This is a genomic window from Streptomyces sp. NBC_01334, assembly GCF_035983595.1.
Classification (GTDB): domain Bacteria; phylum Actinomycetota; class Actinomycetes; order Streptomycetales; family Streptomycetaceae; genus Streptomyces; species Streptomyces coriariae.
The window spans coordinates 10034615-10047871 of the sequence record NZ_CP130718.1; the positions used below are offsets into that span (position 1 = coordinate 10034615).

Below are 13257 nucleotides of genomic sequence, written 5' to 3' on the forward strand. Positions count from 1 at the left end.
CGTCAGCCGCTGCTCGGGGCGTTGCCGCGGTGTTCGCGCAGTGCTTGGAGGATGCGCGCTCGGTGTTCGTCCTGGGAGCTGTCGGGGTCTGCTGCGGGGGTGTCGAGGAGCGGGCCGAGGCGGCTGTACAGCGCTTCGAGGCCGATGAGCGCGTCGAGGCTTTGCACGGTGGCGTCGTCGATGACAGGGAAGGGCGCCCGGTCGGGCGGGAGGAGCACAGCGAGGAGGTCGAGCGGGGTCCATGTCTCGTCGAACTGCTGGTTGATCCAGACCCGGGTGGCTTCGGATGCGGTGTGGCGCCATGCCCAGATGAGGGTGATCTCCAGCTCGGTGAGTTCGTCGACAGGACGGCTTGCGGCGGGGGCGATGTGCCGTTCGATCTCGCGGCTGATCAGTGAGCGGGCATCACCTATCCAGTCGGGCGTGGCTGCTGCCTGTGTGTGGTCCGGGGTATCGGAGTCGTTGCGGCTGGTGACGCGTTGGAGGGTGCGAGCAGCCAGGACGGCTCCGGCAGGGGTCTCGGCCATGGTCTTGAGGATTGCGGGCCGGTCGGGCTCGGCAAGGTCGGTCAGGAGGTCTTTTGCGAGGAAGTCCATGGCGCGGTCCGCAGTGAACAGGCCGAGGGCCCCTTGAGGGGCGGCGGTGAAGTGGCCGTAGTGCGGGGCTGCGGCTTTGAGGAGCGCGGCCGCCGGCAGGGGGGTGCCGGCGGCGCGTTTGTAACCGATGCGGCGGGTGATGCGCTGGGTGTCGTCGCGCAGGCGTAGGAGGAGTTCATCTGCTTCGGTGCCTGGGGTGTTGTCGGCCAGTTGCTGCAGGGCGGTGTCGAAGGTGTGCTCGGGAAGGTCGTCGTCGGGGACTCCGAAGACCATGTACCGGTCGAAGTAGTCGATGCTGCCGATGCCGCGCCGTCGCGCGATGGCCTGAAAGTCGATGCCATGGCCGAGAGCCTGCCGGACTGGTGCGAACAGCATCCCCATCAGGCCGATCACGCCGTCCAGGTGCTGCTCGGCGACGCCCGCCTCCTGCAGCCTGGCACGCCAGCGCTCGAGATGTTGTTCGGGCCGCTCGTCGCGGCGTGAGGGCAGGTTCATGCTGGTGCCGGTGAGTTCGGCTCGGTGCTGCCACAGCAACTGGTAGGCGCGGGGCTCGCTGGTGCGCAGGAAGGTGACGAGCAGAAAGTCGACGATGTCGACGTTGCCGGTGAGTTGGCCGAGGGTGGCGTCCGCCTGGCCGAAGAACCGTTTGATGGCGCGCGGGGTGCGCAGCCGGGCCTGCAGGTACCGGTAGTAGGCCTCGGAGAGCCTCTGCTGCTCTCCGGGCGTCAAGGCCAGGGTGTGCGAGGCGAGGACTGCGGCGAGGGAGCGGTCGACCAGGAGGTCGGCGTCGCGCTCGCGGAAGGCGGGAAGATCCAGCCGGACCTGGATGATCTTTTCCAGGAAGTCGCGTGCGCGTGGCTCGCTGTTGCCGACGAGCTCACTGCGTTGCAGGACGTCCAGAAGGGTCCGTTCGTCGAAGCTGATCAGGTAGTACACGCCTGGTAGATGGCCTACCAGGCGTACCAGTTTGAAGACGACGAGGAGCTCTTCTGGGGTGAGGCGGTCCAGGTCGTCCATGACGACGAGGACCGGGTGGCCCACTTTGCGCAGGGCTTCCTCGGCTTTGTGTTTGGCCGCGGACGCGCTCGTGTCGCCGCTGATGCGGTTGCTGACCTCCTGGATCAGTCCCTCCGAGTCCAGGCCGAAGAGCGCAGTGACCTTCCCCAGAGGACTGATGGCTTTTCCGAATCCGCCGATCTTCTCCCGCGCATCGGACCACCGTCCGTCATCCGGCAGGGCTTCGCGGATCTCGCTGAACAGCGCCAGCGTCAGCGACTCCAGATCGGAGTACAGCCACGGGTTGAGTTCCGCGACCAGCCAGCCTTCACCGTTCTCCGTTTCCCGTAGCCGGCGTGTCACCTTGCCCAGGACGCTGGACTTTCCCGAGCCCCAGGGACCGATCAACGCGAGGACTCCGGTTTCGGTCTGGCCTCGTACCCGGTCCAGCAGGCTGAGCACATGCTGGGCGTACTGTCCGTGTCCGAGCAGGTCAGGTCCTTCCTCGTAGTCGAGGAAGGGCTCGTCGTTGAAGAAGCGCGCGTCGGCCATCTGCTCATTGTCGGGACAGGCTGGGCCCGGGTACGGGCGTTGGCGAATCAGGTCGGTGGGGCGACGTCGATGCGGGTGAGGAGGTGTTGTTGGTCGGGGTGCAGGAGTAGCCAGCGGTGGCGTTGGTTTTGGAGCCAGTGGCGGGCTGTCGGGTGGCGGGGATCGGCCTGTGCGTGGTGGTAGGTGCGTTGCCACAGGATGGGCCAGGGTGGGTTCCACCAGGGGTCGATCGTGGCGAGTGCTTGCTGGGTGGGGGAGGGGCTGCTGCGTTTCTTGGCGAGTTCGCGCTGGCGGTTGAGCCATTCGCCGAGGGGGAAGCCGTCGTGGACGGTCTTGATCGGCGGGCAGAGGTGGCCGTGTTCGCTGGCCCAGGTACGGGCGTGTGTGAGGGCTTCGGCGTGGGGCCGGGGGCGCGGGCTGGGCGGCCACTGTTCGGCTGTCTGAGCGGTGATGCCGATCGTGTTCAGCAGGTGCTGCTGGTCTGGGTGGAGCTGGTCGTACTGGAGGCATGCCCGGGTGATCCAGCTGCCCAGGACGGTGCTCGGTGCCGGGATGCGGGCGACGGGGTCATACGGTTCACCGGCTTCGATGTGGTGGCGGGCGCGGTAGTAGTTGCGCTGCCAAACGGTGTCCCAGGGTGGGTTCCACCACGGATCGATCGCGGTGAGTTCGGTGAGGTGGGGTGAGGGCGGCAGGTGGTCGCGGGCGCGTTGTTTGGCGCGGTTGCGCTGGCTGAACAGCCATGCGCCCAGGGGGTATCCGTCGTGGAGGGTGTCGCGGGGGGCTGCGAGGTGGCCGTGCTGGGCTGCGTAGGTGCGGGCATGTGCCAGGGCTGCTTCGAAGCCCGGCCTCAGATCGGGGCGGTGCCCGAGGCGGCTGCGAGGGGCGCGGGGACGCTTCGGTTCGGCGGCACGCCGTGCGCGCCGCGTACTGGTGGGGGGTGCAGGATCTGCTGCCCTTCTGGCTTGGCCGGTTGTGCCTTCCGCGTCCGCGTCCGGGCCCGAGGTGGCAGCGGGTGTTCTCGGGGCTGTCCGTGCGTGTTCCCGGGCGGTGCGGGCTGCCTCGGTGGTGATGCCGATGTCGGTGAGGAGTTGCCGTTGCTCGGGGTGGAGTTCGTCGTACGTGGCGCACTGGCGCCACAGCCAGTCGGCAGTCCCAGAATCGTCGAGGTCACTGAAGCCGTTGTCGGGATGGAGGGGGCGGCTGGCTGCGGCGTCGCGGGCGCGGTAGTAGTGGCGTTGCCAGCGCAGGTTCCAGGGCGGGCACCACCAGGGGTCGATGGCATGGAGAGCCTGTTGCCGTTCGGGGGACAGGACTTTGCGTTGCTGCTGGCTTCGTTGGCCGGCGAGCCATCGTCCCAACGGGTATCCGTGGTGCACGGTGGTCGCGCTGACCTGGGCGAGGTGTCCGTGTTCGGCGGTGTAGGAGCGGGCGTGGGCGAGGGCTTCTTGAGCGCCAGCTCTCATGTTGCGTCGTCTGGGGCGGGCGGCGGCGGCCGCTGCGGCGGTGATGCCGATCTGGGTGAGGAGGTGTTGCTGCTCGGGGTGGAGGGCGGGGTAGCGGGTGCACTGCAGGTACAGCCATTCGCCCAGGCTGTAGCTGGTGGTGGGGAAGCCGCGGGCCGACTGGAGCGGGCCGTGGGTGTCGGTGTGGTCGCGGGCCTGGTGCCAGGTGCGCTGCCACAGGGTGCTCCAGGGCGCGTTCCACCACGGGTACAGCGCGTGGAGGGCGGCGGCCTGGTGGGCGGGCATGCGGGTGTGGCGGGTGCGCAGGCCGGACAACCACCCGCCCAGCGGGTAGCCGTCGGGAGCGTCTTCCTTGGGGACGGCCAGATGCCCGTGCCGCTGGTGGTAGACGTGGGCGTGCGCGAGGCTCCTTTCGAAGGCGTGCTCTGCCTGGAGGCTGTGGCCGCGTAGCCGTTTGGCCGGCTTCGGCTGGGGCGCTGGCGGGGTGCCGTCGGCAGCTGGTGGCTGGGGGAGGAGGTCGCTGAGAGGGCGGGGCCGGTGCGATGAATGCACCTTCCACAGCGTTCGCTGCGCCGCGGGTGTCGGGGCGGCGCGGGTGTGTACCAAGGAGTGGGCCCAGGTGAACAGCGGGCCGTGGGTGACGTCGGCGAGGTGGCGGGCGAGCCAGGGCCGGTGAAGCTGGTCGGCGAGTTCGGCGAGCAGCGTGGGTATCTCGCCGAGGCGGTAGGGCAGATGGCCGCGGGCCTGGGTGAGGGTGTGCTGCTGCCGGCGGGGGCTGGCCAGGACCTGTGCGAGGGCGACGGCCTCGGGATAGGTGATCAGGTCGCGGGCGACCACCTTCCACCAGTTGGGATCGGCCTCGATGGGACGCGTCGCCTCCAGGCGTGCCGGCCACTGCTGTTCCTCGTGGGGCCAGGGCTGTTCCCACCAGGTCCCGGTGACGGCACGGGCGACTTCGAAGGCCGGCGCTGCGGCGGGGGAGCGGTGCAGCAGCCGGACGTGCCGCCGCTGGGCCTCGATCACCTCCGGGCAGCGGCCCAGGGGCACAGGCAGCCCGCTGGTGTGGGGCAGGTAGAGGAGCCAGTACCGGTGGCGTGCGCAGACCTGCTGCTCGGGTGCCAGGTACCGGCGGGCGGGCACGTCGCGTCCGGTGCGGGCGGCGGTGTATGCGGGGCAGGCCGGCCCCCAGGCGGCGACGGCCTCCTCACCGCGCAGCAGTCGCCCGGCGGGGCCGGTCCCGTGCTTTCCGCTCGGTTCTTCCCTCGTCCATGCGGGCAGTGCCTGCTCGAGCACGTGCTGCGGAACGTGGCAGAGTGCGGAAACGCGGGCGCGGGCCTGGGCGTTGAGGTGGATCTCGCTGTCCGGGGACAGCATCCCGGTGAGGTTGCGCAGGCCGCCGACATCGGTGACGGCGGCCAGCACGTCACGGATGCCGAGGTGGTAGCGGACGGCGATCCTGGCCAGGAACGACAGCGTCAGCTCCCCGCTCAACGGAGCGATGCGTTCTGCCGCGCCGCCACCCATGGTGGGCACGATCCCGCCGGATGCTGCCCGTTCGCGTCCCGCCCGTCTGCCCCGGGGCAGACGGGCGGGTGCGGGCGTGCTGGAGCGGTGCGCCATTGCGGATGCCCTACCGCTTCCGTCGTGCGGGCCGGGCCGGCCGGGCCTGGGTTTCGGCGGCTGCGTCGAGTTCGACCTCGGCGAGCAGCTGCTTGGTGATCCGTTCGGTGCCTTCGGTGATGGCGACCAGGGCGGCTTCGCGGATGAGGTGGGAGAGGCTGCCGATCCGCCCTGCGGTGCGGGCGTGGAGGTAGGCGGCGTGCTGGACCAGGGTTCCGGTCCGGTGCGCGCGCAGCCGCAGCAGGTCTTCCATGGCCCCTACGAGGTCGTTCCAGACAGTCCGGTCCTGTTCGGTCGCGTAGGCCAGCGGGCGGTGGCGGAAGATCTTGAAGCGGCCGGCGATCTGTGCGCCGCGCACTCCGCTGAGCAGGGATGAGGTCTCGATGTCGATGGCGGAGTAGACGAAGGTGGCGGGGATGCGTTCGCCGAGGTACTTGAGCTGGTCGGAGGTTTCCGCGCCGGCGCGCCGCTGGGTGTCCAGGAGGTGGACGTCGTCGATGAGGACCAGCTGGGTGCCCAGTTCGCACAGCAGGTCGCACACGGCACCGGTGATCTGGGTCTGGTTCAGGCGGTCGGTGACGGGCATGCCAAGGAACCGGGCGAACTCGCTGACGAGCATCTTCGGGGTGGCGGCCGGAGGCACGCTGATGAACAGCACCGGCCTTCTGCCGTCCTGGCCGGGGTGCTGGCGGGCGTCGGCCAGTTGGAAGGACCGCCCCAGCGCCATCATCGTGGTGGTCTTACCCGTCGTGGCCGGACCCGAGATGATCAGGCCGCGCCGGGCGCCGGCCTGCTGGCGGCGGTTGACCAACAACAGCCGCCGCACGGCGGTGAAGACGCTGTCCATGGCCGGAGTGCGCATGACGGCGAGTTCGGAGTGGTAGTCCTCCCGCTCCGTCTGCGACCAGGCGGGGTCCGCGGCGTCGCATGCGGGCGCCGCAGCCCGGTGGACGAAAGCGTCCCAGCCCTGCCAGAGAGTCGGAGCGGCCAGGGGAGCGAACCCGGCGGCGTCGTTGGAGAAGGCGCTCACCATCGCAGTGATTCCTCGAAGGGGTCGTAGACCGTGATCGTGGAATCTCGCACGGGAGGTGCCTGGCCGTCTGCGGTCCCGGCCGCTGCCACGCCTGCGGTGGCGGCGGGCTCAAAGGGCTGGCATCCACCGCCCGTTGCGCCTGCTGTCTCTTCGTCTTCGAAGGTGCCCTCCCCGCCCTCGAGGACGTCGTCCCGGCCGGCGCCGCCGCCTGCGGCCGACGGTGGCTGGCCGTACAGGATCCCCCACACCGCACCGCCCTCGTTCACGGCATGGGCGCGGGCCCGGGCGGCGACGACCTTGTCCCGGCGGCTGCCGTGTCCGGCGGCGGCGCGTTCCAGGAGCTCGCGCAGGGCAAGGGCCAGGTCGTGTTCGTGGCTCACGCGGCTGCCGCGCTGGGCGACGGTGCGCCTGACGTGCTGCCAGGTGAAGTCGGTGAACGGGGCGCTGACCAGGGTGCGGTGGATCCACGGCACCGCCTCCCACCCGTACCCCTGCGGCCGGCCGGCTTTGGGCAGGCGCACCCAGACCTCGTCGGGAGCGTGCGGGTTGTAGTGGATCTCCCACAGCCCGTCTGCCGCCGTTGAGGCTTCGCCGCGGTAGGGGTTGAGGACCTGATGGTCGTAGGTGCGGTAGTCGATGCGGATGCCGTAGTCGTTGATCTTCTGCCGTTTAAGGGGCATCAGCTCGATGTAATCCTCACGGCCCAGCGGCACCGGCACATACCCGCAAACGCCGACCAGCGCCGCCCACATCTCGTTCGGCGACAGAGCACGGCGGGGCATCATCGGGTGCCGCAAGCCGTCGTGCTCGCGCTCCTGCCACCCGCAGACGATCCATTCCTGCAGCAGGTCGTCCAGCTGGGCGAGCGTCCATACTGCCTCGCCTTGCGCGTTCCGGCCGCGCTCACCGGTGTGGGAACCCGTGTAGCCGGCCACGTGCTGGGCAAACAGCGTATTGATCGAGGAGAACGCACGCTCCACATGCCCTTTGGCCGGCCCGTTGCCCGGCGGAGCCGGCTGCAAAGAAATGCCCAGCGATCCGCAGGCGGCGACGAACGAGGACGAGACGAACACCTTGCCCTGATCGACCACGACCATCCGCGGAGTGATGACCGGCCGTGCCGCAGCCCCTTCCAGGCGCGCGTCCACGCTCAGCAGCCGCTCGTAGGGGATCACCGAGCGTTGCATCGCCAGCGCCTCGGGCCACGCGGACTGCATCGGCGCGGGCACCATCATCTGCGCCAGCAACTGCGCCGCATCCACGCTGCGGGTCCCCTTCGGGCGCAGCACAGCCGCGCAGATACTGCGAGTCGCCACATCCAGCGCGATGGTCAGCTCAGGCCGCTCCACCACCCCGTCGTCCAGCACCACGAAGGCATCCAGCACGGTGCTGTCCATCATCACCAGCTCACCCGGCGCCATCACTGTCGTCGGCACGAACGGGGGAGCCGGCCGTGCAGAGCGCCAGCGGCGCTGGCGCGCACTGCCCAACAGCCCGCCCCCGTCAGCCAGGGCGTGCACCAGCCGGTTGAACGTCGCCGTCGACGGCAGCGGCACCGCACCGGGGCCGTGCCGCTCGGCCAGCAGCCGCTCGGTGTACACACGCAGCCGCCCCAGCGTCCCGCTGGAGCGATCCCGCCCCACCTCCAACACCTCCCGCAGAGCGGCCACCACCCGCTCATCCGCCCGCCCCAGCGCAGAACGGGGCCGCGCAACCCGCTGATCCACCAGTCCCCACACCCCGCCGTCGCGGTAGCGGGCCCGCATCCGACGCACCGTCACCGCGCTGGTCGCCATACCCGCCGCCGACAACTCCGCCGCCTTCGCCTCCTCCCGCTGCGCCAGCGTCCGCACAGCCGGGTCGTAGCCAGCCCGCACAAGGCCGGATACACCGGAGCCGTCCGGGTGCCCCGTCTCCACCTCCCGCACATGCCGCTCCCACGCCAGCGCCCGCTCCCGCACCGGTGCCGGCAGAGACTCCAGCAGGCCCAGGGGCGGCACCTGCAAGGCGGCGGGAGCGTCCACGACCTCAAACTCCGCATCGCCGAACAACAGCCCCAGCAGCAGTGCCGCCATCTCGCCGTTCTCGGCGATCAGCCGCACCTGCCCGCCGACGAGGGCGGCCACCATCCACGTCCGGCCCTCGAACCGCACCCGGGACCCCACCTCGACCACCGGCCCGCCGGGCCCCCGGCCGCTCGCCCCCATCACACCGCCCGCGCCCACACCGGCATCCGCTCATGCATCGGAGCATCCAGATCCGCGGACAGCTGCCCCGCCCACAGAGCATGGAACAGCGCGGGAAGGACCACCATCGGATCCCCGGCCCGACGCACGCCCTCCCATAACGGCGTACGGCTGGCGAACGACTTCCGCAACGCCGTGGCCAGCTGCTGTCCTCCGCGATATCGCGGATGCCGGTACCCGGACAGCCAGGTCACGTTGGCCCGGTAGACCGGATCGACCGGCCCCAGCACCCAGTACCGCCAGCCCGCCGCCGCACACACCTCGCCGACTACCGCCGCGAGGGACCTCTGCCGCTGAGAAAGCTTTCCTCTGGTGGTGCAGTCCGCCAGGACCCCCTGGCCATCGGCGAGCCGGAGCATCACCTGCGGGGCATGCGCACGCACTCCGCCAGGCGCCTGCCACCGCAGTTCCAGTGGTCGGCCGGCCAGACCCTGGACGCGTGGATCGCGGTCGAGCAGCATCAGATGGAGCCGCATCGCCCCTGACCCGTAGTGCACAAGCCGCCCGGTGGTCGCCGACCACCACCATCCCGGCGCCGTGCGCTTGCCCTTGCGGACTGGAAACGGCCTCAGCGGCGGACACTGCTCGAAGGCCACTTCGGCGGCCGCTGCCGACCACGGCGAACACTGAGTCATCCCGCCCGCAGCCAAGAACCGGACCTCCACAGCTCCGACATCGGCCGGCACGGCCGTTGCCGCATCCCGATTCCTTCGCACACAGAGCCCAACGGCTTATCGACTCACCCGGTAATGGGTATAACCAGCCAAAGGGAGCGCGTGCCGGAGGCTCCGAGGCCGTCGGTCCCGCTGGCTCACGGAGGTTCTGTCAGCCGTGCTCGGGCTGCTCTACGGTCCATTCCAGCCCGAGTGCGGCGAGTGCGGCCAGCTTGTCGGCTGTCAGCTTGGCCCGGCGGCTCTTGCTGTTGCTCAGAAACACCCCAAGCCGAACCTCTGACCCATCCTCAAGCCGTTCTACGTGAGATCGGCTCACAGGACCCGAAGTGCCCGTGCGGGCCTTGTACTGAGCCAGGGCCGCCACACCCCTCTCGAAGGTGCTCAGGGGCGTCGTGGGTGCCTTCACGGGCACCGCCTCGGGCTCCTGGGCCGGCGGCTTGATGCCGAGCTGCTCCAGGCGTTGGCGCTGCCCGCCTGTCAAGGCCTGCCAGACGGTCGGCTGACGCTGCCTGGCGAGCCACGCCCCCACGTCCATCCCGCTAACAGTGACGCCGGGCTGCACCTCGGTCTGGCCGCCCTCGTCGCGCAGAAGTTCACGGACCGCCGCGTAATGGCGCTGCCAGCTGACAGGCCAGGCCGGGTTCCAGTCGGGATCGATCGCAGCCAGCGCCGCAGCGCGTTCAGGATGCCTGTCCAACACACCTGGCCTGCGCAGATTGGAAACAAACTGCCCGACGGGCTTGCCCAGAGCAACGGCTGTACGCGGCGCACAGAGGGTGTAGTGCTGCTCGAAGTAGGCGCGGCAGGCAGCAAGGTTCTCCTCGAAAGCGGCATCCGCGGCATCCCAGACCATGCCGAGCTGCTCAAGCCGACGGGCGCGCTGGCCGGTCATCTGCCCAGCCCGGTAAGCCCGTCGCTGCTCCGCGACCCACTGCCCCAGCGGATGAGCATCTTCCTTGTGGTCGTAGGGCACGCGTGCGTCGCCTACGCGCTCGACGTACCGGCGCAGCGCGGCCCAGCCGCGGGCCCAGTCCTGCCGTTCAGTGTCGATCACGTTGAAAGAGACCCACCGGGCGACCATGACCGGGTCACGTGGAGCCGCGAAACGCAGCAGCAACCGTGATTCCTCCTCACCCTCCTCCGGCGCCACACCAATATCCACCGAAGGCTGCGCAACATCTTTCTGCGGCTCCTGAGGAATGGCCAACAACTCGATGGCCTCTTCATCATGCGCCCGAAGTCCAGCCAATACCTGCACAAGCGGCCTATACGACCCGGAGGTGAACATATCCTCCGGCTTTTCTCCCGGCTGAAGAAATACCGGCACGATCAACGACGCCAGTTTCCCCTGCCCGGGCTTTTGCCGCAGAGCACGGCCGATGGCCTGGACGATGTCATGAGGGGCGCCCTTGGGATCCAACAGGGCAACACTGTCCACACTTCTGATGTCGACGCCCTCGCCCAGGACACGACAGTTGGACAGCACGGCCTGCTGCGCGGTTGACCCGAAGGAACCAAGAACTTCCCGTCGACGCTCAGGAACATGCTCGCCACATAGCCAGTCCGCCCAGACCTTCGACGGGTACGTTCCCGGCTGGTCCGCGTGCAGCTTGGCGGCGACGCGCTCGAGGCCCTCCGCGTAAGCCTGCGCCTCTATCGTCCGATAGTGGAAAGTGATGCAGGTCTGGAGCTGATGCCGGCTCATGGCGTGCAACAGCGCCGCCTGCAGCGCCCCCAACCGCTGCCCCCGCACCTCCTCACCACGCCGCTCCTCACCCATCAGCCGCTCCGGAGTGACGAGGGGGTCCTGGAGCTCCAGGACGATGATCTGATACCGCGCCAGCAGCCCGCGTGAGACCGCGGACGCGAGTGAGAGCTTGTACAGGACGGGCCCGAACACGGCCTCGTCATCCATGGAGGCCGCCATCTCCCGCGGCAGCGGATCGCGCACCCCTTCGGCGACCTCCCGGTTGAGCCGCTCCTCCCAGATCCGCGGTGTGGCCGTCAGATACAGCCGCCGGTGCGCCGGGATGACGCTCTGGTCGTGGATGTCCGCCCACGCCTTACCCATCGACCCAGACGTCCGGTGCGCCTCATCGACCACCGCGAGGTCCACCGGCGCCAACTGCTGCCCGTACACACCCTCGAACGCCTCCGCCAGCACCCCCAGCGACGCGTACGTGGCGTAGATGGTCACCGGCCCCTGGCCGTGCCACAGCGCCAACTGCACGGGGTTCGTGGTGGAGCGCACCCGCAAGTTCCACAACTCCGGGTCGTCTTGGAGCGAGCACACCGCAACCGCCGGCCCCGTGTGCCCGGCCTCATGCCACGCCTTCACGGTCTGAGACAGAAGGTCCAGCGTCGGCACCAGAACGAGCTTGCGTCCCTTCGGAACAAGCCGCTTCGCCGACGCCGCAGCAATGAGGGTTTTCCCCGTGCCACACGCGGCGTGTACCTGCCCGCGCAGCCCATGAGCAGGAATACCGCCCACAGGAACGTCCAGGCCACGCACGATGGCATCGATGGCCTCGATCTGATGGTCACGCAGTCTCACTGTCATCCTCGCGCTACCGCCATTCCCTCAGTCGTCGCGCCAACTAAGGTACGTGTGCGGCTCACCATCCGAAAAGTTCTGGCTGAAAGGCTCGAGAGACCCACTCAGGAGAGACCACAAGAAGTCGGCCATGCCACCGTCAAAAATTGACCATCGCTTCATCCCGTAGAGCGCATGCCGCCTGAATATGACGACTTTCCACTTCTCCTGAACGTCTTCGGTCAGCCAAAACACGACATCGCCGGTTGCTGTCGTGCCGAACGGCAGCAGCCTCGGCTCCTCATCAGCCGGAAGACTGGGGGCCAGCTCGGCACGGCAGTCCGGGGGGAGAGCCGGATCCACGCCCTCCAAGAGACTCCCGAAGGGAGATCCCTCAACAGGCGGCGTACGCACGGACAGATACTCATCAATCTCTCCCCCTCCGTAAAGTTCGACGAGCTCCCTGTAGTCCGTCGGGAATTCCCAGCCGGTAGAGTGAGCGAGCATCTCCCAATCGATCATGTCGCCGCCCGACGGCGGGGGCGGAAGCACCTGCCGGATACGATCGACCACCGGGTGCAGCATTGGTAATTCCTCTCAGCGGGACTAAGGCGTTTCATCCAGCTACTGGCTTTACAGGTGCCAGGAAGCGCTGAAGCAGTCGCTCGGCCGGCTCATGGTTGTAGGACTTCGCGACCTGCAACGGAGTCTCACCGTCTTCGGCCGGCAACCGTGGATCAGCACCGTAAGCCAGCACGATCGCCGTAGCAGCCGTGCTCAGCGGGTGACCCGACTGAAGATGGCCGTCTCCTTCGACATCAATGGCATGGATAAGCAACGTGAGACCGAAACACATCTCGTCCGGGTCAGCCCCAGCATCCAGCAACCCGGCGAGCGTCTCATACTCACCCATCTCTACCGCCTGATGCACAGGCGTCCATCTCTCGATGCCCTCAACCGCAGCGATGATGAATTCTCTTTCCAAGGCTTCTCCCGCCGTATGCTCGAACATCAACTCATAAGAGGAGGTATTTCACTGCGCGTCGGAGAGCCATGGTGCAGCATCCCCAAACCTTACACAGTGCATCGTCGTGATGCATACTCTTTTGCGGTTCCCTTCAAGCGGACTGAGAGTGCACCACCAGTTCACACCTCACAGGACTCCGGCAGAGGCTGAGCGGGCGGACGTCCAGAACGAGGAACCCTCTGGGGCGAAGCGCAGCGGAGCCCATCACCGAGATGGAGACTGACACCGAGTCAGGCCAGCGGCCCGTCACATCCGCTACCGGGGTACTGATGGGGATCCCCAGACCCTACACAGCAGACGATGTGATGCACCCTCACCCCTTGCTGCCCGGCGAAGCCGGTAGGGCGGGAGCGCAGCGGACGCCCAGGATTCCCGCTTGCGGGAATCCCCTATCCGCGCTTGCGCGGATAGGTACGCTTTCGAATTCCGTTTACGGAATTCATTCCCGCGTTTACGCGGGAATCCGAATTGCGCTTGCGCAATTCCTGCTCTATGCCTCGGCTTGCCGAGGCAT

8 protein-coding genes are annotated in these 13257 nt (G+C 68.4%); all 8 read right to left on the bottom strand.

From position 1 onward, the window contains the following. Positions 1–2: 2 nt before the first annotated feature. Entirely contained in the window at positions 3–2144 is a 2142-nt protein-coding gene (locus OG736_RS44520; protein ID WP_327180489.1) for a P-loop NTPase fold protein, read from the bottom strand. 47 nt (positions 2145–2191) lie between these two features. Then, the gene (locus OG736_RS44525) at positions 2192–5134 is read right to left on the bottom strand and encodes a Helicase associated domain protein (RefSeq protein ID WP_327180488.1); all 2943 of its coding nucleotides are present in this window, start codon (positions 5132–5134) and stop codon (positions 2192–2194) included. Positions 5135–5240: 106 nt separating this feature from the next. Continuing rightward, the gene (locus OG736_RS44530) at positions 5241–6263 is read right to left on the bottom strand and encodes a TniB family NTP-binding protein (RefSeq protein ID WP_327180487.1); all 1023 of its coding nucleotides are present in this window, start codon (positions 6261–6263) and stop codon (positions 5241–5243) included. After that, complete coding sequence (locus tag OG736_RS44535; RefSeq protein WP_327180486.1) at positions 6257–8416, bottom strand: TnsB C-terminal domain-containing protein; 2160 nt, start codon at positions 8414–8416, stop codon at positions 6257–6259. Before OG736_RS44535 ends, OG736_RS44530 begins: the two co-directional genes overlap by 7 nt. A gap of 53 nt (positions 8417–8469) precedes the next feature. Next, entirely contained in the window at positions 8470–9144 is a 675-nt protein-coding gene (locus OG736_RS44540; protein WP_327180485.1) for a TnsA-like heteromeric transposase endonuclease subunit, read from the bottom strand. 190 nt (positions 9145–9334) lie between these two features. Next, complete coding sequence (locus OG736_RS44545) at positions 9335–11743, bottom strand: DEAD/DEAH box helicase (protein ID WP_327180484.1); 2409 nt, start codon at positions 11741–11743, stop codon at positions 9335–9337. A 21-nt stretch (positions 11744–11764) separates the two neighbouring features. After that, positions 11765–12289: an SMI1/KNR4 family protein gene (locus OG736_RS44550; RefSeq protein WP_327180483.1), complete on the bottom strand. Its 525-nt coding sequence runs from the start codon at positions 12287–12289 to the stop codon at positions 11765–11767. Positions 12290–12332: 43 nt separating this feature from the next. Beyond that, the gene (locus OG736_RS44555; RefSeq protein WP_327180482.1) at positions 12333–12728 is read right to left on the bottom strand and encodes an ankyrin repeat domain-containing protein; all 396 of its coding nucleotides are present in this window, start codon (positions 12726–12728) and stop codon (positions 12333–12335) included. Positions 12729–13257: the final 529 nt, after the last annotated feature.

Coding starts and splice junctions, on each gene's coding strand:
- OG736_RS44520 (WP_327180489.1), bottom strand. CDS start 2,144: ATGGCCGACGCGCGCTTCTTCAACGACGAGCCCTTCCTCGACTACGAG.
- OG736_RS44525 (WP_327180488.1), bottom strand. CDS start 5,134: ATGGGTGGCGGCGCGGCAGAACGCATCGCTCCGTTGAGCGGGGAGCTG.
- OG736_RS44530 (WP_327180487.1), bottom strand. CDS start 6,263: ATGGTGAGCGCCTTCTCCAACGACGCCGCCGGGTTCGCTCCCCTGGCC.
- OG736_RS44540 (WP_327180485.1), bottom strand. CDS start 9,144: ATGACTCAGTGTTCGCCGTGGTCGGCAGCGGCCGCCGAAGTGGCCTTC.
- OG736_RS44545 (WP_327180484.1), bottom strand. CDS start 11,743: ATGACAGTGAGACTGCGTGACCATCAGATCGAGGCCATCGATGCCATC.
- OG736_RS44555 (WP_327180482.1), bottom strand. CDS start 12,728: ATGTTCGAGCATACGGCGGGAGAAGCCTTGGAAAGAGAATTCATCATC.